Origin of the sequence: Caulobacter endophyticus, from assembly GCF_003116815.1 — a bacterium.
Classification (GTDB): Bacteria; Pseudomonadota; Alphaproteobacteria; order Caulobacterales; family Caulobacteraceae; genus Caulobacter; species Caulobacter endophyticus.
Map to the genome: position 1 here is coordinate 1 of NZ_QDKQ01000045.1, position 22,565 is coordinate 22,565.

Below are 22,565 nucleotides of genomic sequence, written 5' to 3' on the forward strand. Positions count from 1 at the left end.
TCTTCAGAACCACCCGCGTCGCCTCCATCGACCTGCGCGCACCCGACGCGCTATCCTGAAACCGTCACGGATGTCCCGGCACACCTGTTTCGGATGTCTCCGGTCTGAACATCCCGGAGGGGCGGGATCTAGGAAGACAGATGCTCCCCTCCGGGGGAGCTGTCGCGGAGCGACTGAGGGGGAGCGCGTCAGCGCTCCCTTTCGCTTATCCGTGCACGGATTATCCGTCCGCCTACACAAAACCGCAGCAAAACTGTCGCCGAAACTTCTCTGGCTCGGGGGAAGCGGCGAAACTATGCCCATCCCCCAACTAGACACCCGCGTTCTCCAAGTGTCGGGCCTGGAGTGCGGAGTGTCCTTGGGGATGTTCCGATGAAGAAGACCGCTCTGCTGGCGCTGTGCGCCATCGCTCCGCTGGCGCTCGCCGCCCAGGCCTCGGCCGCCGACGTCGCGCCGGCCGATGCGCCGGTCGCCACCGCCGATGCGCCGGTCACGGCTTCGGAAGTCGTGGTCCAGGCCCAGATCGCCTACCGCAATCGCACCGAGGAGACCGCCCCGGTCCTCGAATACGGCCTCGACTACTTCCAGCGCTTCGAGCCGCTGACCGCCGGCGACGCCCTCAAGCGCGTGCCTTCGGTGGCCTTCCTGTCGGACGTGCTGGAATCGGACGGCGTGCGCCTGCGCGGCCTCGATCCGGCCTACACCCAGATCCTGATCAACGGCGAGAAGGTGCCGGGCGCCGGTTCGGGCTCGGGCGCGTTCGGCGCCGGCGCCGACGGCTCGTTCTTCGTCGACCGCATCCCGGCCGAACTGATCGAGCGCATCGAGATCGTCCGCAGCGCCAGCGCCAACCGCAGCGGCGACGCCGTCGCCGGCGCCATCAACATCGTGCTGCGCGACGCCTACGCCCTGGACGGCGGCTTCGTCCGCGCCGGCGCGCTGCGCTTCGACGACAACAAAGTCCGCGGCACCGCGGGCGGCGTCTGGGGCGGCCAGGTCGGCCCCGGCCGCCTGCTGGTCGGCGCCAACGTCCAGGGCCGGCGCAATCCCAAGCAGAAGCTCTCGCTGCGCTATGACGAGCCGGGCGACGACATCGACAACAGCGAAGTCCAGACCGACACCCGCAACGGCACCGACTATTCGTTCAACGCCAGCTACCAGGTTCCGGTGGCCGGCGGCGACCTGGATGTCAGCGGCTTCTTCGTTCACACCAAGCGCTTCCAGGACGAAGACTCGATCGAATACAGCGACGGCGTCGCGACCAACGCCAACATCGAGACGATCAACGACAACGATGTGGACATTAAGCAGGACAGCTGGTCGCTGAACGGCAAGTTCAAGCGCGAGATGCTGGGCGGCCTCACCAGCGTCAAGCTCGGCTACGCCTCGTTCAAGAACGAGGAATACGAATTCGAGAAGGAAGACGAGTACGACCCCTATCCGACCCTCGACGACAGCGCGTTCGAGGAGACGAGGAGCGACCTGGAGGACACCGAGTTCTCGGCCAAGCTCGAGCACAAGCGTGACCTGACCGCCGGCGCCCAGATCGAGTTCGGCCTGCACTACGAGAAGAAGCAGCGTGACAGCCTGATCCGCGTCGCCGAAGATCGCGACCCCTACGAGATCGCCACGGGCGGCGACACCCGGTTCGAGCAGACCCGCCTTGACCCCTACGTCATGCTGTCGGGCAAGTCCGGCGCGCTGAAGTGGGAGGCCGGCCTGCGCTACGAGACCACCGACGTCTCGATCGACGCCCGCCAGGAAGACGAGTCCTACGAAACCGACTACCAGTTCCTGCTGCCGTCGGCCTCGGTGCGCTACAATCTCACCGACGTCGACCAGGTCTATGCCGCAACGGCCCGCACGGTGCGCCGTCCGAGCTTCGAGTACCTGTCGCCGGCCCTTCTGGAGGCCGAACTGGGCGACAACGACTTCATCGGCGTGCCCACCCTGCAGCCGGAAACCGCCTGGGGCCTGGACGTCGGCTACGAGCGCCGCCTGGGCCGCTCGGGCGTCGCCGGCGTCAACGTCTTCTACCGCAAGGTCAGCGACCTGCTGGAGCTGACCAACACCGGCGAGGAAGGCAGCGAGGGTGACGGCACCTTCATCTACTCGGCGCGCAACACCGGCGACGGCAAGGTCTGGGGCGTCGAGTTCGACCTGTCGACCCCGCTGACCATCGTCGGCCTCGACAACACCGGCGTGTTCCTGAACTACTCGTGGCTGGACAGCGACATCGCCGACGAGTTCGGCTCGCGCAAGTTCAACAGCCAGTCGGACTACGTGCTGAACATCGGCTTCATCCAGGACCTGCCGACCTGGGGCGCCTCGTTCGGGGTCACCTACCGCAAGCAGGGCGAGGCCTATAGCCGCGTCGTCGGCGAGGAGGTCCTGACCACCTACGGCGGCGACCTGGAAGCCTTCGTGGAGAAGCGCGTCGGCAAGAACCTGACCATTCGCCTCACCGGCTCCAACCTGCTCGACAGCAAGAAGAAGGAAGCCTTCGACAAGTTCGACACGATCGAAGACCAAGTCGAGCGCAACTACAAGGAATACGAACTGGAGCGCGAGCAGGCCGGCCCGGTGTTCCAGCTGATCGCCCGCATGGCGTTCTGATCGGGACTCTTCCGGTTCGAAAAACAGAAGGCGGCGTCCGAAGGGGCGCCGCCTTTTTCTGATCCTCCCCCCGAAGGGGGAGGTGGCCCGAAGGGCCGGAGGGGGAAGTTCCTGCTGAAGGTTGGGCGGTCGCTGGCGCACAGGCCACGCCCCCTCCGTCGGCTTAGCCGACACCTCCCCCTTCCGGGAGAGGATCGCTCAAGCCGCGCGGCCGTTGCCCTCGTCGGTCATGAAGCCCATCAGCACATCGATGCGCTTGACCAGCTCGGCGCGGGCCATGGCGCCGGTGACCTCGACCTGGGTCATGGCGCCAAGGGCGTTGGCGGCCTCGATCAGGCGCGGTTCCTTCACCGCCTCGCCGACGGCGCGCAGTTCGGCCGCCTGGGCGGCCAGGGCGCGGCGGGCCTGGGCCGGGTCGCTGTCCAGCGACTGGGCGGCGGACTTGACGATGCGCAGGGCCTGGGAGAGGCGGGCGGCGGGCGTGCCGGCCGCGTCGGCCTTGCGCTTGCGCGGACCCTTGTATTCGGCCGAGTTGAAGCGGCGGCGGTCGGGGCCGACATACTGCACGGCCTCCACCCAGTCGCGGGGCTTCAGGGTCACCGCTTCCAGGCGCCGTTCGAGATCCTTGATCGTGAACGGCTTGCGCATGAATTCGTGGATGCCGGCGTCGCGGGCGCCGAAGATCGCCTCGGCGGTGGCCTCGGCGGTGCACATGATGATCGGGGCCTGGCGGCAGGCCAGGTCGCTGCGGCGGATCTTGCGGGCCAGGGCCAGGCCGTCGACGCCGGCGCTGGAATGCTCGACGAAGATCATCTGCGGGTCGACGGTGCGCACCATGCCCCAGCCCTGCTCGGCGGTCGGGGCGGCGAAGATCTGCACATTGCCCACGTGACGCAGCTGGTCGCCCAGCAGGCGGACGGCGGCCGTGCTCGGGTCGACCACCAGCACGCGCTGCATCTTGGCGGCGATGCGCTGCAGGGTGCGAGGGTTGCCGTCGAACACGGGGCGGGGTCTCCAGAAGATCGGACCCCGACTCTTACCCCACGAGGGTAAAAAACCGCTTGATGATAATCGGCCGACCTGTGGATCAGATGGCCAGGCTGGCCGACAGTCCGGAGTCGAAGTCCTGCAGGATGTCGACCGCCTCTTCCACGTCGACGATGGCCTGCTGGCCCTCGGGGAAGCGGTAGCGCCAGAAGCTGGCGATGTGCGAGATCACCCCGACCTTCTCGCCCAGGGACAGGAACATGTCGGGCGCCCGCAGCAGGAATTCGCGGAAGGCCTGGGGCTTGCCGTTGTCGATCAGGTCCTCGAAGGCGTCGTCATAGACCTTGATCGTACGCAGCACCGAGGCGCGCTCGACCACCACGCCGTGCTGCAGGCGCTTGCGGGCGTCGTCGACATAGCGGGCGGTTTCGGCCTCGCGGGCGCCGGTGATGATCATCTGGCCGATCTCGCCGGCCGTGGCGGTCAGCTGCGGCCACAGGCGCGTGAGCATCCACTTGTAATAGAGGAAGCCCTTCCAGCTGAAGACGCCCTCCTTGAAGCTCTCGCCCTCCAGCACCAGGGTCTCGCGCAGCGGCTCCAGCCGCTCGTCGACGTCGGTGGAGAGGAGGGCCTCGACCAGGCGGGCGGCGGCCGCGCCGTTGACCCGGCCGCTGTCGCGGTAGGCCAGGTCGATCAGCCGCGAGATCTCGACGGCCACGAAGCCCTGCATCTGCTCCAGGTCGCTGGGCGACAGGGCGAAATAGCAGGGGGCCACGACCATGCCGTGGCGGCGCAAGTGCTCGCGCAGCAGGAACGGATCCAGCGACGGCAGCATGTCGATCATGCGCAGGGTGGCGAGGTCCCGCGTCATGTCCGACGGGTCGTTGCAGGCCTCGCGCAGCAGGTCGATCCAGCCGCGCTGGCCCACGAAGAACGACTGGCCGCCCAGTGACAGGTCGCTGCGCTCGAACGGGATGATGATCTTGGTCGCCGTCGGGCGGGCCTCGTCGAACAGGAACAGGTCGTCGCTGCGCAGGCGATGCTTGACGATCAGGGCGTTGTTGAGGATCCGGTTGCGAAACAGCGGATGCTGGGAATATTCGGGGCGGTGGCTGCTGTCGGCGGCGATGGCCAGCAGGTTGAGCACGCGGCTGGTCGACGCGGTGCGCTCCAGCGCGCGCAGGCTGCGCGTCAGGCGGTCCGGCTTGCGGACGGGAGCGAGCTTTCGGCGCGCGGACAAGATCGGAAACCCCCTCGGTTACGAGGGAAGTTGTAGCGCTGGCGGCCTAAGCAAACGCTAACCGTGACCTTGGGTAGTCCCCGGAATGGGGATTAGCGGAGGACGGGAGTCGGATCCTCCCCCCGAAGGGGGAGGTGGCCCGGAGGGGGAAGCGGCTGCTGAACTTCCGCAACCCCTTCCCCCTCAATCGCTCCGCGACAGCTCCCCCTTCAGGGGGGAGCATCTGGATGTCACCCCTCGAACGGATCGCGCATCAGGATGGTGTCGTCGCGCTCGGGGCTGGTCGACAGCAGGGCCACCGGGGCGCCGATCAGTTCCTCGACGCGGCGCACGTACTTGATGGCGTTGGCGTTGAGGTCCTTGAACGAGCGGGCGCCGGCGGTGCTTTCGCTCCAGCCTTCCATCTCCTCGTAGATCGGCTCGGCGGCCGCCTGGTCGCGCATGCCGGCGGGCAGGTAGTCGACGACCTTGTCGCCGATCCTGTAGCCGACGCAGATCTTCAGGGTCTCAAGGCCGTCCAGCACGTCCAGCTTGGTCAGGGCGATGCCGTCGATGCCGTTGATGGCCACCGACTGGCGCACCAGCACCGCGTCGAACCAGCCGCAGCGGCGCGGGCGGCCGGTGTTGACGCCGACCTCGCGGCCGACCGTGGCCAGGTGCTTGCCGACGTCGTCGGAAAGCTCGCAGGCGAACGGGCCTTCGCCGACGCGGGTGGTGTAGGCCTTGACGATGCCCAGCACGTAGCCCGGGCCCTTGGGGCCCATGCCCGAACCGGCGGCGGCCTGGCCGGCGACGGTGTTGGACGAGGTGACGAACGGATAGGTGCCGTGGTCGACGTCCAGCAGGGCGCCTTGCGCGCCTTCGAACAGGATGCGGCGGCCGGCCTTCTTGGCCTGGTCCAGCACGCGCCAGGCGGGCTGGGCGAAGGCCAGGATCTTCGGCGCGATCTCCATCAGCTGGTCGAACAGCTCGGCCGCGTCGGCGTCCGGCAGGCCAAGGCCGCGGCGCAGGGCGCCGTGGTGGCTGAGCAGGCGCTCGATCTTCGGCTTCAGGGCCTCGGGGTCGGCCAGGTCGGCGACGCGGATGGCGCGACGGCCCACCTTGTCCTCGTAGGCCGGGCCGATGCCGCGGCCGGTGGTGCCGATCTTCTGGCTGGAGGCGGCTTCGCGCGCCTGGTCGAGGTCGCGGTGCAGCGGCAGGATCAGGGTGGCGTTGTCGGCCAGCACCAGCAGGTCCGGCGTGATGGCCACGCCCTGGTCGGCGATCTTGCCGATCTCGGTCAGGAGGTGCCACGGGTCGACGACGACGCCGTTGCCGATCACCGAGGTCTTGCCCTGCACGACGCCCGAGGGCAGCAGGGCCAGCTTGTAGACCTTGCCGTCCACCACCAGCGTGTGGCCGGCGTTGTGGCCGCCCTGGAAGCGCACGACGACGTCGGCCCGGTTGGAGAGCCAGTCGACGATCTTGCCCTTGCCCTCGTCGCCCCACTGGGCGCCCACGACGGTCACGTTGGCCATGATAGAGATATGCCTTGTCACCTGCCCGGTAGCGCCCGCGGCCCTTCGACAGGACTCGGCGGCGGACGTTGTCTCGATTGTAGGTGACGAGCAGGGGCCGTCAGGCGGCCCCCGCGAAGTCAGAAGGCGTAAAGCAGGCGCACGCCCAGATCGTCAAGCCCCTGGTTCTTGCCCTGGTGGAAGATCTGGCCGTTCGACAGGTGCACGTAGGACAGCTCGGCCGCCCACTTGTCGTTGAAGCGGTAGCCCAGGGCCAGTTCCGGCTGGAACAGCACCTTGGAGCCGAAATCGATGCGGGTGTTGTAGAGCTTCAGGCGGCGATCGATCTCGGCCTGGCTGATGCCCGGCTCGTTGACCGGCGGCAGGCCGGTCTCGCCGTCGGTATAGGCCAGGCCCATGCCCGGACGGAAATAGAAGCCGCCCTCGTCGCCGAAGTCGATCGGCCAGCTGAAGCCGGCGGCCACGAAGTTGGAGGTGTTCTCGCTGTTGAGCGACACGAAGGCGTGCACCTGCGGCTTGCCCAGCCAGCGGACGTTCTCCAGGCGATCGGTGCGGTAGCCCAGGTGCAGGTCGACGCCGTCCTCGCGGCCGGCGGCGCCCAGGCCGACGGCCTCGCCGATGAAGGTGACGTCGTGCTTGTAGGCGCCGACGATCAGTTCGCCAGCCGAAGCGGCGGTGGCGCAGGCGAGCGCGGCGCCGGCGACGGCGGCGAGCAGTGCGGTTTTCATGATGTCTGACCCCTCAGCAGTACCTGGCTCCCTTATGGCGCGAACCGCCGGTGCGAGCTAGAGCTGGCGCCACCAAATGCTGTGGCCTTACGGCCACTTGAGCCGCCGAGGGCCTCATGACCGTCTCGCTCGCCGATATCCAGGCCGCCGCCGAACGCCTGCGGGGCCAGGCCGTGGTCACGCCCCTGCTCGAGAGCGCGGCCCTGTCCGAGCGGCTGGGCGGGCGCATCCTCGTCAAGCCCGAGACCCTGCAGCTGGCCGGCGCCTTCAAGTTCCGCGGCGCCTATAATCGTCTGTCGCAGTTCACGCAGGAAGAGAGGGCGCGCGGCGTCGTGGCCTTCTCGTCGGGCAACCACGCCCAGGGCGTGGCCCTGGCGGCCGACAGGCTGGGCATGCCGGCCCTGATCGTCATGCCGGCCGACGCGCCGTCGGTGAAGGTGGAGGCCACCCGCGGTTTCGGGGCCGAGATCCGCTTCTTCGATCGCTTCAAGGAAGACCGCGAGGCCATCGCCGCGCAGATCGCCGCCGAGCGCGGCATGATCGTCGTGCCGTCCTACGACGATCCGCACATCATCGCCGGCCAGGGCACGGTGGGGCTGGAGATCATCGCCCAGGCGGAAAGCCTCGGCGCCAGCCTCGACAAGGTGATCTGCCCCATCGGCGGCGGCGGGCTGATCGCCGGGACCTCCACGGCCGTCAAGGCGCTGTCGCCCTCCACCCAGGTCTGGGGCGCGGAACCGGCCGGCTTCGACGACACCCGCCGCTCGCTGGGCAGCGGCCATCGCGAGGTCATCGACCCCGACGCCCGCTCGTTCTGCGACGCCCTGCTGGCCCCCACGCCCGGCGCTCTGACCTGGCCGATCAACAGCCGCACCCTCACCGGCGTCGCCGCCGTCACCGACGAGGAGGTGGCGGCCGCCATGCGCTGGGCGTTCATGAACCTCAAGCTCGTCGTCGAACCCGGCGGCTGCGTGGCGCTGGCGGCCGCGTTGAGCGGCAAGATCGACGTCAGGGACCAGACCGCGGTGATCGTGCTGTCGGGCGGCAACGTGGACCCGGCGGTGTTCGCGGGGGTGCTGGGGGGCTGAGGCCGGCCTTCACGATCCTCCCCCCGAAGGGGGAGGTGGCCGCGAAGCGGTCGCAGGGGGAAGTCCCTGCCGGCGTCGAGGCGGCCGCTGGGCTCACAGGCCACGTCCCCCTCCGTCGCCTTTGGCGACACCTCCCCCTTCAGGGGGAGGATCTCGATCGGCAACCCACTTTCTCCGCACCCCCTAGTCGCGGTCAAAACCTGCCGCTAGGGTCCGCGACCTCGAAACGAACCGCTCGAAAAGAGTAGCGACGATGAAACGCCTTCTCCTCGCAACCGCGCTGATCGCCGCGCCCATGCTGGCTCACGCGGCTGACGCCCCCAAGATCGACCCCGCCAGGCTGTCGCAGCACATCAAGGTGCTGTCGTCCGACGAGTTCGAGGGCCGCGGCCCCGCCACCGAGGGCGAGAAGAAGACGGTCGCCTATGTCGTCGAGCAGATGAAGGCCATCGGCCTGGAGCCGGCCGGCGACCTGCAGGCCGACGGCAAGCGCGCCTGGACCCAGGACGTGCCGCTGGCCAAGTTCGACATCGAAGGCCCGGTCAAGGCGGCCTTCTTCCGCAATGGCGGACCGGCCCAGGGCGGCCAGGACACGCCGCTGACCCAGGGCGAACAGATCGCCATCCGCGCGGCCATGACCAATGTCGACAAGGTGTCGATCAAGAACGCGCCGGTGGTGTTCGCCGGCTACGGCGTCACCGCGCCCGAGCGCAACTGGGACGATTTCAAGGGCCTGGACGTCAAGGGCAAGATCGTCGTCGTGCTGATCAACGACCCGGACTTCGAGACCGGGCAGGGCGACTTCGGCGGCAAGGCCATGACCTATTACGGCCGCTGGACCTACAAGTATGAGGAAGCCGCCCGTCGCGGCGCCGCCGGCCTGCTGATCGTGCACGAGACCGCTCCGGCCTCGTATGGCTGGGCGACGGTCAAGAACTCCAACACCAACACGATGTTCGACATCGTCCGCAAGGATCCGACCAAGTCGCACCCCGGCCTGGAAGGCTGGATCCAGCGCGACCTGGCCGTCGACCTGTTCAAGCAGGCGGGCCTGGACTTCGAGGCCCTGAAGAAAGAGGCCCAGACCCGCGACTTCAAGCCGGTGGCGCTGAAGGGGATCACCTTCTCGGCCGACTACGCGGTCAAGCACGAGGTCATCGTCTCCAAGAACATCGCTGGCCGCGTGACGGGGACGAAGCATCCGGACGAGACCATCATCTACAGCGGCCACTGGGACCACCTGGGCGTTGGCCTGCCGGACGCCAAGGGCGACAAGATCTACAACGGCGCCGTCGACAACGCCGACGGCATCGCCGCCCTTCTGGAACTGGGCCGCGCCTTCAAGGCCGCCCCCGCGCCGCAGCGCTCGGTGATGTTCCTGGCCGTGACCGCCGAGGAAAAGGGCCTGCTGGGCTCGGAATACTACGCCGCCAACCCGCTGTTCCCGCTGGCCAAGACGGTCGCCGACCTGAACATCGACGCCCTGTCGGCCGCCGGCCCCGCCAAGGACGTCACCACCTCGGGCGACGGCAAGGTCGACTTGCAGGACATGCTGGTGGCCAAGGCCAAGGAAGAGGGCCGCTATTTCACGCCCGATCCGACCCCCCAGGCCGGCCACTTCTATCGCTCGGACCACTTCCCGTTCGCCAAGCGCGGCGTGCCGGCCATCTCGGTCGGTTCGGGCAATGACCTCGTGAAGGGCGGCAAGGAAGCCGGCGAGAAGGCCGAGGCCGACTACAACGCCAACCGCTACCACCAGCCGGCCGACGAATGGTCGGCGGACTGGGACCTGTCGGGCCAGGCCATGGACATCGGCCTGTTCTACAAGGTCGGCGCGGATCTCGCGAACTCGCGCGCCTGGCCCGAGTGGCAGGCGGGGTCGGAGTTCAAGGACCTGCGCGACAAGACCAAGGCCGAACGGAAGTAGTCTCGTAACTCTCCCCGTCATCCCGGACACCCGGGTCGCGCGAAGCGCGCCCGAGTGTAAACTCCGCGTAGCGAAGAGCCGGGACCCAGGGGCCGTGCGCCCGCCCCTGAGTCCCGGATAGCCACTGCGAGGCTTCCGGGATGACGACCCTATTGTGATATCCGCAAAATGACCGCCTCCGTCTTCGACCTTTTCAAGCTGGGCGTCGGCCCTTCCAGCAGCCACACCATGGGGCCGATGACGGCGGGGGTGATGTTCGTCGAGCGGCTGCGCGCCGCCGGCAAGCTGCCGAGCGTCGCCCGGGTCGAGACCCGGCTCTATGCCTCGCTGGCCCTGACCGGCAAGGGCCACGCCACCGACCGCGCCGTGATCCTGGGCCTGATGGGCTTTGCGCCGGCCCAGCTCGATCCCGACGCCGGCGAGGCGGCCCTGGCGCAGACCAAGGCGACCCAGTGGATGATGCTGGGCGGCGAGGTCGGCATCGGCTTCGACGAGGCCCGCGACATCGTCTTCGCCGGCCACGAACGCCTGCCCCAGCACCCCAACGCCCTGACCTTCACCGCCTACGATGCCGAAGGCGGCGTGCTGGCCGAGCGCACCTATTTCTCGATCGGCGGCGGCTTCGTGCGCGACGAGAGCGAGATGGGCCGCAATACGCCGCCCGAGGAAGGCCCGGCCATCCCGTTCCCGTTCGAAAGCTCGGCCGACCTTCTGGAGCGCGCCGACCAGGCGGGGCTGACCATCGCCCAGGTGATGGCCGCCAACGAACTGGCGCGGATGAGCGAGGGCGAGATGAACGCCGGCCTCGACCGCATCTTCGGGGCCATGGAAGCCTGTATCGACCGGGGCATGCGCGAGGAGGGGATCCTGCCCGGCGGCCTGTCGGTCAAGCGTCGCGCCCGCCAGATCCACCAGACGATCCTGGGCCGGATGGAGCGCCAGATGAGCGATCCCCTGGCGGCCATGGACTTCGTCAACCTGTGGGCCATGGCGGTCAACGAGGAGAACGCCGCCGGCGGCCGCGTCGTCACCGCCCCGACCAACGGCGCGGCGGGCCTGGTGCCGGCCGTGCTGCGGTTCTTCATGCGCTTCCACAAGGGCACGCCCGAGCAGGCGCGGGTGTTCCTGCTGACGGCGGCGGCCATCGGCGCGCTCTACAAGATGAACGCCTCGATCTCGGGGGCCGAGGTCGGCTGCCAGGGCGAGGTGGGGGTGGCCTGCTCGATGGCGGCCGGCGGCCTCTGCGCCGCGCTGGGCGGGACCAACGCCCAGATCGAGAACGCCGCCGAGATCGGCATGGAGCACAATCTCGGCCTCACCTGCGATCCCATCGGCGGCCTGGTGCAGATCCCCTGCATCGAGCGCAACGCCATGGGGGCCATCAAGGCCATCGACGCCGCCCGCCTGGCCCTGCTCGGCGACGGCCAGCACTCGGTCAGCCTCGACAAGGTCATCGCCACGATGAAGCGCACCGGCGAGGACATGAACGAGATCTACAAGGAGACCTCGCTGGGCGGCCTGGCCGTGGGCCTGTCGGTCAACCGCGTGGAGTGCTGAGCCTCTAGACCAGCCGCTCCAACCCCGCCCGGGCCGCCTTGAGGAACACGCTGGGCAGGGCGGTCAGGCCCTCGTGCGGGGTCCAGACAAAGTCGCCGGCCACGTCGGCCTCGGCGACCATCACCCGCAGGGTCAGGGAGAAGTGGGTGAAGACGTGCTCCACCGCGCCCAGGTCGCGCCAGGGGGCCAGGATCGGGGCTGCGCGGGCGGCCTCATCGTCCGACCACGGGCGATCGCGCCAGTCCGAGGTCGGCAGGCCCAGCATGCCGCCCAGCAGGCCCTTGTCCGGCCGGCGCACCAGGGCCGTCTCGCCCCGGCGGCTGACGATATAGGCCACGCCGTGGCGGCGCGGGCGGTCGGCCTTCTTGGTGCGGCGCGGATAGCTTTCCGGCGCGCCCTTGGCCCTTGCCGCGCAGAACAGCTCGATCGGGCAGCGGTCGCACAGCGGCGCCTTGGGCTTGCAGATCGTGGCGCCCAGATCCATCAGCGCCTGGGCCCAGTCGCCGGGACGCTCGTCGGTGACCAGCAGGCCGGCCAGCCGCTTGAGTTCGGGCTTGGCCTCGGGCACGGGGGCCTCGACCGCGAACAGCCGCGCCATCACCCGCTCGACATTGCCGTCGACGACATTGGCCTTCCGGTCGAAGGCGATGGCCGCCACGGCCGCGGCGGTGTAGGCGCCAACGCCGGGCAGGGCCAGCAGGCCCTCCTCGCTATTGGGGAACTCGCCGCCGTGCTGGCTGGCGACCGCGCGGGCGCAGGCCAGCAGGTTGCGGGCGCGGGCGTAGTAGCCAAGGCCCGCCCAGGCGGCCATCAGCTCGCCGTCCTGTTCGGCCGCCAGGGCCTCGACGGTGGGCCAGCGCTGGGTGAAGGCCAGGAAGTAGGGCGTGGCGTGCGGCACGGTGGTCTGCTGCAGCATCACCTCCGACAGCCACACCCGGTAGGGGTCGCTGCGCAGGCCCATGCGTCCGGCGGCGGGGCCGGTTCGCCACGGCAGGACCCGCGCCTCGCGGTCGTACCAGGAAAGCAATGCGGAGCGGATCGCGGCGACGTCGGTCATTGTCCGCCTCCTATCGCAAATCCGCGCGCGATAGGGGAGAGGCATGCTAGCATGACGTCGCAATGTATCGCCGCCCGCTGCCCACGCCCGACGAAGCGCTGAAGATCCTGTCGCGCCGCCGCACGCGGCCGCCGATGCGCGTGCCGCCGCCGGCCGGCAAGAGCCTGGCCAAGTTCATCCGCGAGCTCGACAAGAAGTACGGCCACGGTCCCGGCGCGCTGCAGGCCCGCTGGAAGGAGATCGTCGGCGAGAACCTGGCCCGCCGCACCGAGCCCGTCCGCATCATCAAGAGCCGCACCGGCGAGGGCGGCACGCTGGAACTGCGCGTCGACGGCCCTGTCGCCTCGCTGATCCAGCACCAGGTCCCGCAGATCACCCAGCGCCTCGACCTCTTGCTGGGCAAGGGCGTGGTGAGCCGCCTGCGGATCGTCCAGGGGCCGGTCCGCGCGGCCGCCGCCGCCTCGGCCCCGCCGCGTCCGCGCCGCCGCCCGCCGCTCGACGCGGCCAAGGAGCGCGACCTGGCCGCCAGCCTGTCCGACCAGCCCGACGGCCCGCTGAAGGAGGCCCTGCTGAAACTCGGGCGGGGCGTGTTGCGCAACGAAAGTTGACAACTTTCGCGGGTTGTCGCTGATGCGCGAAAGCCTCATCCGCGCCGTTTTTCTACCGCTAGAGAATCGCGCTTAACTTCACTGTTCACGTTCGAGGAAGACCCGACCATGCGCTCGCCCCTTCGCCGGATCCTGCTGGCCGCCGCCCTCGTCGCCGGCGTCGCTGGCCTGTCCGCCTGCAACAAGACGGGCTCGACCGTCACGGCCGACGACATGAGCCTGGGCAATCCGAACGCCAAGGTCACCGTCATCGAGTACGCCTCGGCGTCCTGCGTCCACTGCGCCCGCTGGAACGAGGAGGTCTTCCCGGCCTTCAAGCAGAAGTACATCGACACCGGCAAGGTGAACTACGTCTACCGCGAGTTCCTGACCGCCCCGCCGCAGGTGGCCGCCGCCTCGTTCCTGCTGGCCCGCTGCGCCGGCAAGGACAAGTACTTCTCGGTGCTGGACTCGGTGTACCGCTCGCAGGAAGAGATGTTCTCGACCGGCGACTATCGCGGCGTGCTGCTGCGCATCGCCCAGTCGTCGGGCCTGAACGAGCAGCAGTTCGACGCCTGCGTCAGCGACGAGAAGGCCCTGAAGGCCCTCAACGACCGCATCGAGCGCTACTCCAAGGAAACCGACATCAAGGGCACCCCGACCTTCGTCATCAACGGCAAGAAGCTGAACGAAGAGGGCGGCGAAGCTCCCCTGGCCCAGCTGGACGCCGCCATCGCCGCGGCGAGCAAGTAAGCATGACCCTGGACCGGCGCGCGCTGATCGTCTCCGGCATGGCGGCCGCCGCCATGCCCACGCTGGCGCGCGCCGCGCCCTTGCCGGCCCAGCCGGGCGACCACGTCCTGGGGGCGCCCACGGCCAAGGTGCAGATCGTCGAGTACGCCTCGATGAGCTGCGGCCACTGCGCCCATACGGCGCTGGAGGTCATGCCGGCGATCAAGAAGCGCTACATCGACACGGGCAAGGCGCGGCTGGTGTTCCGCGAATTCCTGACCCCGCCGTACGACCTGGCCGGCGCCGGCTTCCTGCTGGCCAACCGCGTGCCGCCGGCCCGCTATTTCGAGGCGGTCGACGCGATCTTCGCGGCCCAGAAGGGCATGTACCAGACCGGCGACTACTGGGGCGGCCTGCTGGCCGTGGCCAAGCGCTTCGGCCTGACCGAGGCCCAGCTGGAAGCGACCCTGAACGACAAGGCCGCCCTGGCCGCCCTCAACGCTCGCGTCGAGGCTTCGGCCAAGCGCGACAAGATCCAGGGCACGCCCACCTTCTTCGTCAACGGCGCCGAGATGGTCGGCGACGTCACGGTGGAAGACCTGTCCCAGGCCATCGACAAGGCCCTGAAGGGCTAGAGGGCGGGCGCGGCCGTGCAGTTCCAGCGCCTGCGCCTGTCCGGCTTCAAGTCCTTCGTCGAGCCGACGGAGTTCAGGATCGAGCCTGGCCTGACGGGCATCGTCGGGCCCAACGGCTGCGGCAAGTCCAACCTACTGGAAGCCCTGCGCTGGGTGATGGGCGCCAACTCCGCCAAGGCCATGCGGGCCGGCGGCATGGACGACGTGATCTTCGCCGGATCGGGCAACCGCCCGCCGCGCAACCACGCCGACGTCACCCTGACCATCGACAACGCCGACCGCACCGCGCCGGCCAGCTTCAACGACGATCCGGTGCTGGAGGTCGTGCGCCGCATCGACCGGGGCGCCGGCTCGACCTACCGCATCAACGGCCGCGAGGTCCGGGCCCGCGACGTCCAGCTCTTGTTCGCCGACGCCTCGACGGGCGCCAACTCGCCGGCCCTGGTGCGCCAGGGCCAGATCAGCGAGCTGATCGGCGCCAAGCCGCAGAACCGCCGCCGAATCCTGGAAGAGGCCGCGGGGGTCTCGGGGCTGCACACCCGCCGCCACGAGGCCGAGCTGCGCCTGCGCGCCGCCGAGAGCAACCTGACCCGGCTGGAGGACGTGGCCCGCGAGCTCGAGACGGCGCTGAACCGCCTCAAGCGCGAGGCTCGCCAGGCCGAGAAATACAAGCGCCTGTCGGCCGAGATCCGCGCCGTGCAGGGCGCCGTGCTGTTCGCCCGCTGGACCGAGGCGCGCGATACGCTTGAACGCACCCAGTCGGAGGCCACCCAGTCGGCCCGCGACGTCGAGGAGACGGCCCGCGCCTCGGCCGCCGGCCAGGGCGCGATCATCGAGGCCGAGGCCGCCATGCCGCCCCTGCGCGAGGAGGCGACGATCGCCCAGGCGGTGCTGGGGCAGCTGGCCATCCAGAAGGACCGCGCCGAACGCGACGCCGCCGCCGCCGCCGCCGAGTTCCAGCGCCTGTCGGCGGACCTGGCCCGCATCGACGACGACCGCGCCCGCGAGCAGCAGGCCGCCGACGACGCCGGACGCTCTCTCGCCCGCATCGAGCCGGAGCTGGCCGAGGTGCGCGGCCTGATCGCCGCCGCCCCCGAGCGGGGCCCCGAGCTTGAAGCCGCCGCCAGGGCCGCTGAGGCCGCCCGCGCCGAGGCCGACAGCGCCGTCGAGCGCCTGGCCGCCCAATCAGCGGCGGAGGAGGCCCGCGCCCGCGCCGCCGCCCAGCGCCTGGCCGAGGCCGAGAGCCGCCTGGCCCGCACCGTCCGCGCCCTGGACCAGGCCAAGGCCGAGCGCGCCGCGGTCGGTCCGGCGCTCGATCCCGCCGCGGCCGAGGCCCGTCAGCGCTTTTCCAACGCCGAGGCGCAGCTGGCCGCGGCCCGCGCCGCCCTGGAGGCCGCCGAGGCCGAGCGCGCCAGCGCCGCGCAAGGCGAGGGCGCGGCCCGGGATCTCGCCCGCAAGGTCGAGGACCAGCTGGGCCGCCTGCGCACGGAAGCCCGGGGCCTGGCCCAGCTGACCGCTCCGCGCGCCAAGAGCGGTTTCTCGCCCGCCCTCGACGCGGTGACCCCCGACAAGGGCTATGGCGCGGCCCTGGCCGCCGCGCTGGGCGACGACCTGGAAGCCGCCCTCGACGTTCGCGCGTCGTCGCACTGGGCGGGGGCCGATGCGCCTGCCGCGTCGTGGCCCGACGGCGTCCAGCCGCTGGCCCCGCTGGTCAAGGCGCCGCCGCAGCTGGCCGCGCGCCTGGCCATGGTCGGCCTCGTCGACCGCGCCGACGGCGAGCGCCTGGCCAGGGGGCTGCCGGTGGGCGCGCGCCTGGTCTCCAAGGAGGGCGACCTGTGGCGCTGGGACGGCTTCGTCGCCAAGGCCGACGCCCCCAAGCCCGCCGCCGTCCGCCTTGAGCAGCGCACGCGCCTGGCCGAGGTCGAGGCCGAGATCGACGCGATCGCGCCCGAGGCCCAGGCCGCCGCCGCCGCCCTGAAGACCGCCGCCGACCGCCTGCGCGCGGCCGAGGACGCCCTGCGCGACAAGCGCCGGGGTCCGCCCGACGCCGAGCGGCTGCTGACACAGGCCCGCGAAACCGTGGCCCGCTACGAGCGCGAGGCCGCCCAGCGCGAGGCCCGCGCCCAGTCGCTGGACGACACCATCGCCCGCTTCGAGGCCGAGCGGGCCGAGGCCGACGAGGTCCTGGCCGTCGTCCGCGCCGAGCACGAGGCGGCCGGTTCGGTCGGCGATCTGGCCCCGCAGCTGGCCGCCGCCCGCCAGGCCGCCGCCGCCGCCCGCGAGGCCGCCGCCTCCGCCCGCTCGGCGCTGGACCTGGAGAACCGCGAGCGGGCCGGCCGCCAGCGCCGGCTGGAGAGCCTGGAGCGCGACCTTGGTGACTGGACCCGTCGCCGCGACGCCGCCGCCAAGCGGGCCGAGGGGCTGGAAGCCGACCGCGCCAAGGCCGCCGCGGCCCTGGAGGCCGCCCGCGCCGCTCCGGCCGAGCTGGAGGAAAAGCTGCTGGTCCTGGTCGACCAGTTCGATGCGGCCGAACAGCGCCGGGCCAAGGCCAGCGACGCCCTGGAAGCGGCCGAGACCGCCCGCATAACCGCCGACCGCACCGCCCGCGCCGCCGAACAGGCCGCCGGCGAGGCCCGCGAGCGCCGCGCCGCCCTGGTCGCCCGCCTGGACGCCGCTCGCGAGCGCTTCGCCGAGATCGCCTCGAATATCCGCGAGAGCGCCCGCATGGAGCCCGAGGCCCTGGGCCGCCACCTGGCCGGCGAGGCCGTGGCCGTTCCCAAGGACGCCGCCGGCGTCGAGGCCCACCTCTTCGCCCTGGAACGCGAGCGCGACGCCATCGGCCCGGTCAACCTGCGCGCCGAGGAAGAGGCCCAGGAATATGCCGGCCGGCTGGAGACCATGCGCATCGAGCGCGCCGACCTCTCGGGCGCGGTGGCCAAGCTGCGCGACGGCATCGAGGAGCTGAACGCCGAGGGACGGGAACGTCTGCTGGCGGCCTTCGACGTCATCAACAACCACTTCCAGACCCTGTTCCAGGCCCTGTTCGGCGGCGGCCAGGCCGAGCTTCGGCTGATCGAGAGCGACGATCCGCTGGAAGCGGGGCTCGAGATCTTCGCCTGCCCGCCCGGCAAGCGCCTGGCCAGCATGAGCCTGATGAGCGGCGGCGAGCAGGCCCTGACCGCCAGCGCCCTGATCTTCGGCGTCTTCCTGGCCAATCCGGCCCCGATCTGCGTGCTGGACGAAGTCGACGCGCCGCTCGACGACGCCAATGTCGATCGCTACTGCAACATGCTCGACGAGATGCGACGCCGCACCCTGACGCGCTTCATCGCCATCACCCACAATCCGGTGACCATGAGCCGCATGGATCGCCTGTTTGGCGTGACCATGTCCGAGCGCGGGGTTAGCCAGCTGGTCAGCGTGGACCTGTCGACCGCCGAGGAACTGGTGGCGGCGCAGTAGGGGGCTCTGGATACAACATCCGTAAAATCCCCGCTTTCGCGGGGATTTTACGGGGAAGGGCGGACCTCTTTCCGCCAGTCCTTCGAGGGATCAGAAGAGGCCGGCCGCCATCTGCCGCAGCGGATTGGCCGGGTCGGCCAGCAGCTTGACGGCCATGGCGCACGAGATCGTCACCAGCAGCGGCCGGATCAGCCGCGCGCCGAACCGCACCGCCAGGCGCGAGCCCAGCTGCGCGCCCAGAAACGCGCCGACGGCCATGGCCAGGCCGATGGGCCAGATCACCGCGCCCTTGAGGATGAACAGCGCCAGCGCCCCGACATTGCTGGCGGCGTTGGCCAGCTTGGTGTGGGCGGTGGCCTTCAGCACGCCGTAGCCGAGCAGGGTGACGATGGCGACCATGTAGAAGGCGCCCGCGCCGGGGCCGAAGATGCCGTCATAGAAGCCGACGATCGGCGCGATGAAGCCGGCGAAGGCCGGCAGGGCCAGGCGGGCGGGGCCGTCCTCGGCCTTCAGGGCCTTGGACAGGCCGAAATAGACGGCGATGACGATCAGCAGCACCGGCACGAGGCCGGCCAGGAACTTCGGCGACAGCAGGCTGGCGCACAGGGCCCCGGCGATCCCCGCCAGGCCGGCGGCCAGGCCGATGGGCCAGGCGGTCTTCCAGTCGATCAGGCCGCGCTTGGCGAAGGCTCGCGTGGCCGAGACCGAACCGAAGGTGCTCTGCAGCTTGCTGGTGCCCAGCGCCGCGATCGGCGGCAGGCCCGATAGCAGCAGCGCGGGCAGGGTGATCAGGCCGCCGCCGCCGGCGATGGCGTCCAGGGTCCCGGCCACGAAGGCCACGGCGAACAGGATGACGAGCAGCTGGACGCTCAGATGTTCCATCGCAGGACCCTACAAACGCAAAAAGCCGCCCGGGAGCCGGGCGGCGGCAGGCGGCGGGTGAAGGAAGGGGAGGCGGCCATGGCGCGTCTCCCCATCGTTCGATCAGCCGATCAGGCTGCCCCACTGGTGGGCGCGCGAGGCCTTGCTGGTGCGGCCCAGGGCCTTCAGCTCTTCGCGGGCCGCAGCCTTTTCTTCCTTGCGGACGCGTTGCTCGGCGGCTTCGACGGCCTTGCGTTCCTTGCGCTCGGCGCGCTTGACGGCCGCGATCTCTTCCTGGCGGGCCAGGGCTTCGAGGCGGGCGGCTTCCTTGGCTTCGGCGCGGGCGGCGCGGACGGCTTCCAGCTCGGCGGCGCGTTGCTCTTCGCGCTTGTCGAAATCAGGATCCTGAACGGCGGCCTTCGGCTTGAATTTCGCCAGCATGGCCTTCTTGGCGTCTTGCTGGGCGGAGATGCGATCGGCGAATCCGGTGTTCTTCAGATAGGACATGAAGCTTCGTGCTGTTGGAGAGGCGCGTCTCTAAACCCCAAAACGCTCCGAAAAGCAATCCGAACGGGCCAGTTCGGCGACGGACCGAATGTCGCGCGCGATACACCGGCCCGGGACGGGGACGCCTGGGAGACCCGGATTCCGCGGTCTGGCTTACCCTGCGGAAATTCCCTCACGAAAACAGGGCTTTGCGTAGTTTCTCCACAATCTTGACGCACCGCAGCGCGCCCTATAGGTTCCGCCGCGATCAAGCCGGCCGAAAAAGCGCCTTCTTCAGGCGCGTCTGCGGGCGCTTTCGGACCTGACCGCTTCCCATGCCCAAGGCCGACGAACCGAACGACAAGGCTTTTCAAAGCCTCGACGCTCGGCTCGACGCTTTCGAGGCGCGGAAGGCGGCGGAAAAGCCCGCCAAGGCGGCGGGCGAGAAAGCCTCCCAGGACGGCTATCGCCTCCTGGCGGATTTGATCGGGGGCGTTCTGGTGGGGCTCGGCTTTGGCTGGCTGCTCGACCATTATGCCGGCACGGGGCCTTGGGGGATGGTCGGCGGTCTGCTGATCGGCACGGGTCTCGCGATATTCTCCGTCGTCCGCAAGGCGACGAAACTGAGCGCGCAGGCGTCCAAGGCTCCGGCCAAGGATGTAGACAACGGGGACGGGCCAACCGCCCCCAAGCAGAAGAGAGACTAGGGCCGATGGCCGATCCGATGCACCAGTTCCAGATCCAGAAGATCGTGGAAGTGCCTCCCGTGAAGGTTCCGGGTCTCGGCTATATCGACCTGTCGATCACCAACTCGGTGTTCGCGATGCTGCTGGCCGCGACGCTGGTCATCGTCTTCTACGCCATCGCCGCCCGCAAGGCCGTGGTCCCGGGCCGGCTGCAGACCGTGGGCGAGATGCTCTACGGACTGGTCGACGGGCTGGCCGAGTCGATCATCGGCCACGAAGGCAAGAAGTTCCTGCCCTTCGTCTTCACCCTGTTCGCCTTCGTGCTGTTCATGAACATCCAGGGCATGTTCCTGGTGTTCACCTCGACGTCGCAACTGGCCGTGACGCTGACCCTGGGCCTGCTGGTCATCCTGACCGTCGTCGGCGTGGGCTTCGCCAAGAACGGCATCAAGTTCTTCAAGCTGTTCGCCCCTTCGGGCGTCCCCGGCTGGATCCTGCCGCTGGTCGTGCTGATCGAGATCGTCTCGTTCCTGGTGCGCCCGCTGACCCTGGCCCTTCGTCTGTTCGGCAACATGGTCGGCGGCCACGTCGTGCTGAAGATCTTCGCCGGCTTCGTCGTCGCCCTGGGCGGCCTCGGCGTCCTGGGCTGGGCCGGCGCGGCCCTGGCCCTCACCTCCGTCGTCGCCCTGACGGCGCTCGAGTTCATGGTGGCCTTCCTTCAGGCCTTCGTGTTCGCGGTGCTCACCTGCGTCTATCTCAACGACGTCGTGCACCTCGACAGCCACTGATCACCCTTTTCTCTTCAACCTATCTCTGAATTCTCAAGGAGCCTCACAATGGAAGCGGAAGCCGCTAAGTACATCGGCGCTGGCCTGGCCATGCTCGGCATGATCGGCGCGGGCATCGGCCTGGGCGTCATGTTCGGCAACTATTTCCAAGGCGCGCTGCGTAACCCGACCGCCGCCGCTCAAGAGCGCCCGATGCTGTTCCTCGGCATGGCGCTGACGGAAGCCCTGGGCATCTTCGCCCTGGTCGTCGCCTTCCTGATCCTCTTCTCGTAATCCCCAGGGCGCGGCGGCGCCGGCTTTCGGCCGCCGCCGCGCTTTGATCTTCTAGAACCGAGCCTGCCCGTCCACATCGGATGGCAGGCGTTAGCTGAGAGGCGCCCTCGCCCATGGCGACGGAAAATCACGGCACGGTCGAGTCGACTGAAGCCCCTGGGCACGAGAGCGGCGGTCTTCCGCAGCTCCAGTTCCAGCACTGGGGCGGTCAGATCGTCTGGCTGCTGCTCATCTTCGCCGTTCTCTACGTCGTGCTGTCGAAGGGCCTGCTGCCCCGCGTCAGCGGCGCGATCGACGAGCGCGGCGCCAAGATCGCCGGCGACATCGCCGACGCCCGTCGTCTGAAGGACGAAGCCGAGGTCCAGGCCCGCGCGGCCGCCGCCGAGGTGGCCGAGGCTCGCGCCAAGGCCCAGAAGACCGCGGCGGACGCCAAGGCCAAGGCTTCGGCGCAGGCCGCCGAGCGTCAGGCCAAGGAAGAAGCCGTGCTGGCCGAAAAGCTGGCCGCGGCCGAAGCCTCGATCCAGACCGCCCGCGACGAGGCCATGAGCCACGTCCGCACGGTGGCCGAGGAGACGGCCGGCGCCATCGTCGAGAAGCTGACGGGCAAGGCGGCTTCGGCCGCCGAGCTCAAAGCGGCTCTGGCCTAAGGAGTAGCCGATCATGGAACACGAATCCCTGTTCAGCTTCTCCAACCCGGAATTCTGGGTTCTGGCGGCCCTGGTGATCTTCTTCGGCCTGCTGGTCGTGCTGAAGGTCCTGCCGGGCGCTCTGTTCGGCGCGCTGGACGGCTATGCGGCCAAGATCCAGTCGGAGCTCGACGAGGCTCAGAAGCTCCGTGAGGAGGCGCAAGCCCTGCTCGCCGAGGTCAAGGCCCAGCGCGAGGAAGCCGAGCGCCAGGCTTCGGCCATGCTCGAAGCGGCCGAGGCGGACTCGATCCGTCTGGCGGCCGAGGCCAAGGAGAAGCTCGAGGAGCAGATCAAGCGCCGCGCCGAAATGGCCGAGCGCAAGATCGCCCAGGCCGAGGCCCAGGCCGCTGCGGACGTCAAGGCCGCGGCTGTCGACCTGGCTTCGCAGGCCGCCGAGGCGGTCCTGCTGGCCCGCGTCGCCACCGGCTCGGACCCGCTGGCCGATGCGGCCATCGGCCAGATCGGCGGCAAGCTGCAGTAGTCCTTCCCGGACGGCTGAAAGATCGAAAGGCGCGGCTCGCAAGGGCCGCGCCTTTTTCTTTACTTCCCCTCTCTCATCGAGAGAGGGAGGGGCCCGCCGCGAAGCGGTGGGAGGGTGAGAGGTTTCACCTGTCCGGAAAATCTCCATTCCTTCCGTTGCCTCGCCCAGAGG

At 69.6% G+C, this 22,565-nt stretch carries 20 protein-coding genes; 13 read left to right on the top strand and 7 right to left on the bottom strand.

The features are described from left to right. The first annotated feature begins 372 nt into the window (after window positions 1-372). Window positions 373-2,616: a TonB-dependent receptor plug domain-containing protein gene (locus DDF67_RS12790; protein WP_109101272.1), complete on the top strand. Its 2,244-nt coding sequence runs from the start codon at window positions 373-375 to the stop codon at window positions 2,614-2,616. A gap of 198 nt (window positions 2,617-2,814) precedes the next feature. On the opposite strand, the gene DDF67_RS12795 is transcribed toward DDF67_RS12790, so the two are convergent. The 4 genes from DDF67_RS12795 to DDF67_RS12810 all read right to left on the bottom strand — a co-directional run bounded on the left by DDF67_RS12795 (window position 2,815) and on the right by DDF67_RS12810 (window position 7,088). Further along, complete coding sequence (locus tag DDF67_RS12795; protein ID WP_109101295.1) at window positions 2,815-3,573, bottom strand: response regulator; 759 nt, start codon at window positions 3,571-3,573, stop codon at window positions 2,815-2,817. 130 nt (window positions 3,574-3,703) lie between these two features. After that, a complete protein-coding gene (locus DDF67_RS12800; protein ID WP_109101273.1) occupies window positions 3,704-4,843 on the bottom strand; it encodes a hypothetical protein in 1,140 nt (379 codons plus the stop codon). Window positions 4,844-5,073: 230 nt separating this feature from the next. After that, window positions 5,074-6,360 carry an adenylosuccinate synthase gene (locus DDF67_RS12805; RefSeq protein WP_109101274.1) on the bottom strand — a complete coding sequence of 429 codons (1,287 nt, stop codon included), beginning with the start codon at window positions 6,358-6,360 and terminating at the stop codon, window positions 5,074-5,076. A 119-nt stretch (window positions 6,361-6,479) separates the two neighbouring features. Further along, the gene (locus DDF67_RS12810; protein ID WP_109101275.1) at window positions 6,480-7,088 is read right to left on the bottom strand and encodes an acyloxyacyl hydrolase; all 609 of its coding nucleotides are present in this window, start codon (window positions 7,086-7,088) and stop codon (window positions 6,480-6,482) included. Between the two features lie 116 nt (window positions 7,089-7,204). Between DDF67_RS12810 and DDF67_RS12815 the strand changes: the two genes are divergently transcribed. The 3 genes from DDF67_RS12815 (at window position 7,205) to DDF67_RS12825 (ending at window position 11,660) form a co-directional block, all read left to right on the top strand. Beyond that, window positions 7,205-8,176 carry a threonine ammonia-lyase gene (locus tag DDF67_RS12815; protein ID WP_109101276.1) on the top strand — a complete coding sequence of 324 codons (972 nt, stop codon included), beginning with the start codon at window positions 7,205-7,207 and terminating at the stop codon, window positions 8,174-8,176. A 253-nt stretch (window positions 8,177-8,429) separates the two neighbouring features. Next, entirely contained in the window at window positions 8,430-10,103 is a 1,674-nt protein-coding gene (locus DDF67_RS12820; RefSeq protein WP_109101277.1) for a M28 family metallopeptidase, read from the top strand. Window positions 10,104-10,271: 168 nt separating this feature from the next. After that, entirely contained in the window at window positions 10,272-11,660 is a 1,389-nt protein-coding gene (locus DDF67_RS12825) for an L-serine ammonia-lyase (RefSeq protein ID WP_109101278.1), read from the top strand. A gap of 4 nt (window positions 11,661-11,664) precedes the next feature. On the opposite strand, the gene mutY is transcribed toward DDF67_RS12825, so the two are convergent. Further along, the gene (gene mutY, locus DDF67_RS12830) at window positions 11,665-12,717 is read right to left on the bottom strand and encodes an A/G-specific adenine glycosylase (protein ID WP_109101279.1); all 1,053 of its coding nucleotides are present in this window, start codon (window positions 12,715-12,717) and stop codon (window positions 11,665-11,667) included. A gap of 62 nt (window positions 12,718-12,779) precedes the next feature. Between mutY and DDF67_RS12835 the strand changes: the two genes are divergently transcribed. From DDF67_RS12835 to smc, 4 genes are all read left to right on the top strand, one after another. Then, window positions 12,780-13,325 carry a DUF721 domain-containing protein gene (locus DDF67_RS12835; protein ID WP_109101280.1) on the top strand — a complete coding sequence of 182 codons (546 nt, stop codon included), beginning with the start codon at window positions 12,780-12,782 and terminating at the stop codon, window positions 13,323-13,325. A 108-nt stretch (window positions 13,326-13,433) separates the two neighbouring features. Continuing rightward, the gene (locus DDF67_RS12840) at window positions 13,434-14,057 is read left to right on the top strand and encodes a DsbA family protein (RefSeq protein WP_109101281.1); all 624 of its coding nucleotides are present in this window, start codon (window positions 13,434-13,436) and stop codon (window positions 14,055-14,057) included. 2 nt (window positions 14,058-14,059) lie between these two features. Beyond that, on the top strand, window positions 14,060-14,671 hold the full coding sequence (locus DDF67_RS12845) for a DsbA family protein (RefSeq protein ID WP_109101282.1): 612 nt from the start codon (window positions 14,060-14,062) through the stop codon (window positions 14,669-14,671). A 15-nt stretch (window positions 14,672-14,686) separates the two neighbouring features. Continuing rightward, the gene (gene smc / locus DDF67_RS12850; RefSeq protein ID WP_109101283.1) at window positions 14,687-18,133 is read left to right on the top strand and encodes a chromosome segregation protein SMC; all 3,447 of its coding nucleotides are present in this window, start codon (window positions 14,687-14,689) and stop codon (window positions 18,131-18,133) included. Window positions 18,134-18,223: 90 nt separating this feature from the next. On the opposite strand, the gene DDF67_RS12855 is transcribed toward smc, so the two are convergent. Both DDF67_RS12855 and DDF67_RS12860 read right to left on the bottom strand, forming a co-directional pair. Continuing rightward, window positions 18,224-19,015, bottom strand: a complete 792-nt coding sequence (locus DDF67_RS12855; protein WP_109101284.1) for a TSUP family transporter — start codon at window positions 19,013-19,015, stop codon at window positions 18,224-18,226. 102 nt (window positions 19,016-19,117) lie between these two features. After that, window positions 19,118-19,501, bottom strand: coding sequence for a DUF6481 family protein (locus tag DDF67_RS12860; protein ID WP_109101285.1), 384 nt, complete (start codon window positions 19,499-19,501; stop codon window positions 19,118-19,120). A gap of 314 nt (window positions 19,502-19,815) precedes the next feature. On the opposite strand from DDF67_RS12860, the gene DDF67_RS12865 reads away from it, so the two are divergent. The 5 genes from DDF67_RS12865 (at window position 19,816) to DDF67_RS12885 (ending at window position 22,394) form a co-directional block, all read left to right on the top strand. Further along, entirely contained in the window at window positions 19,816-20,187 is a 372-nt protein-coding gene (locus DDF67_RS12865) for an AtpZ/AtpI family protein (RefSeq protein ID WP_109101286.1), read from the top strand. A 5-nt stretch (window positions 20,188-20,192) separates the two neighbouring features. Continuing rightward, window positions 20,193-20,954, top strand: coding sequence for a F0F1 ATP synthase subunit A (locus tag DDF67_RS12870; RefSeq protein ID WP_109101287.1), 762 nt, complete (start codon window positions 20,193-20,195; stop codon window positions 20,952-20,954). Between the two features lie 48 nt (window positions 20,955-21,002). Further along, window positions 21,003-21,227: a F0F1 ATP synthase subunit C gene (locus DDF67_RS12875; RefSeq protein WP_058348596.1), complete on the top strand. Its 225-nt coding sequence runs from the start codon at window positions 21,003-21,005 to the stop codon at window positions 21,225-21,227. Between the two features lie 113 nt (window positions 21,228-21,340). Next, entirely contained in the window at window positions 21,341-21,874 is a 534-nt protein-coding gene (locus DDF67_RS12880) for a F0F1 ATP synthase subunit B family protein (protein WP_109101288.1), read from the top strand. Between the two features lie 13 nt (window positions 21,875-21,887). Then, a complete protein-coding gene (locus DDF67_RS12885; RefSeq protein ID WP_109101289.1) occupies window positions 21,888-22,394 on the top strand; it encodes a F0F1 ATP synthase subunit B in 507 nt (168 codons plus the stop codon). Window positions 22,395-22,565 lie beyond the last annotated feature (171 nt).

Excerpts from the sequence above, each read along its gene's own strand:
- DDF67_RS12825 (WP_109101278.1), top strand. The coding sequence starts at position 10,272 with ATGACCGCCTCCGTCTTCGACCTTTTCAAGCTGGGCGTCGGCCCTTCC.
- DDF67_RS12805 (WP_109101274.1), bottom strand. The coding sequence starts at position 6,360 with ATGGCCAACGTGACCGTCGTGGGCGCCCAGTGGGGCGACGAGGGCAAG.
- DDF67_RS12885 (WP_109101289.1), top strand. The coding sequence starts at position 21,888 with ATGGAACACGAATCCCTGTTCAGCTTCTCCAACCCGGAATTCTGGGTT.
- DDF67_RS12790 (WP_109101272.1), top strand. The coding sequence starts at position 373 with ATGAAGAAGACCGCTCTGCTGGCGCTGTGCGCCATCGCTCCGCTGGCG.
- DDF67_RS12820 (WP_109101277.1), top strand. The coding sequence starts at position 8,430 with ATGAAACGCCTTCTCCTCGCAACCGCGCTGATCGCCGCGCCCATGCTG.
- DDF67_RS12835 (WP_109101280.1), top strand. The coding sequence starts at position 12,780 with ATGTATCGCCGCCCGCTGCCCACGCCCGACGAAGCGCTGAAGATCCTG.
- DDF67_RS12870 (WP_109101287.1), top strand. The coding sequence starts at position 20,193 with ATGGCCGATCCGATGCACCAGTTCCAGATCCAGAAGATCGTGGAAGTG.
- DDF67_RS12840 (WP_109101281.1), top strand. The coding sequence starts at position 13,434 with ATGCGCTCGCCCCTTCGCCGGATCCTGCTGGCCGCCGCCCTCGTCGCC.
- DDF67_RS12815 (WP_109101276.1), top strand. The coding sequence starts at position 7,205 with ATGACCGTCTCGCTCGCCGATATCCAGGCCGCCGCCGAACGCCTGCGG.
- DDF67_RS12795 (WP_109101295.1), bottom strand. The coding sequence starts at position 3,573 with ATGCAGCGCGTGCTGGTGGTCGACCCGAGCACGGCCGCCGTCCGCCTG.
- DDF67_RS12855 (WP_109101284.1), bottom strand. The coding sequence starts at position 19,015 with ATGGAACATCTGAGCGTCCAGCTGCTCGTCATCCTGTTCGCCGTGGCC.
- DDF67_RS12865 (WP_109101286.1), top strand. The coding sequence starts at position 19,816 with ATGCCCAAGGCCGACGAACCGAACGACAAGGCTTTTCAAAGCCTCGAC.
- DDF67_RS12845 (WP_109101282.1), top strand. The coding sequence starts at position 14,060 with ATGACCCTGGACCGGCGCGCGCTGATCGTCTCCGGCATGGCGGCCGCC.
- mutY (WP_109101279.1), bottom strand. The coding sequence starts at position 12,717 with ATGACCGACGTCGCCGCGATCCGCTCCGCATTGCTTTCCTGGTACGAC.
- DDF67_RS12810 (WP_109101275.1), bottom strand. The coding sequence starts at position 7,088 with ATGAAAACCGCACTGCTCGCCGCCGTCGCCGGCGCCGCGCTCGCCTGC.
- DDF67_RS12860 (WP_109101285.1), bottom strand. The coding sequence starts at position 19,501 with ATGTCCTATCTGAAGAACACCGGATTCGCCGATCGCATCTCCGCCCAG.
- DDF67_RS12880 (WP_109101288.1), top strand. The coding sequence starts at position 21,341 with ATGGCGACGGAAAATCACGGCACGGTCGAGTCGACTGAAGCCCCTGGG.
- DDF67_RS12875 (WP_058348596.1), top strand. The coding sequence starts at position 21,003 with ATGGAAGCGGAAGCCGCTAAGTACATCGGCGCTGGCCTGGCCATGCTC.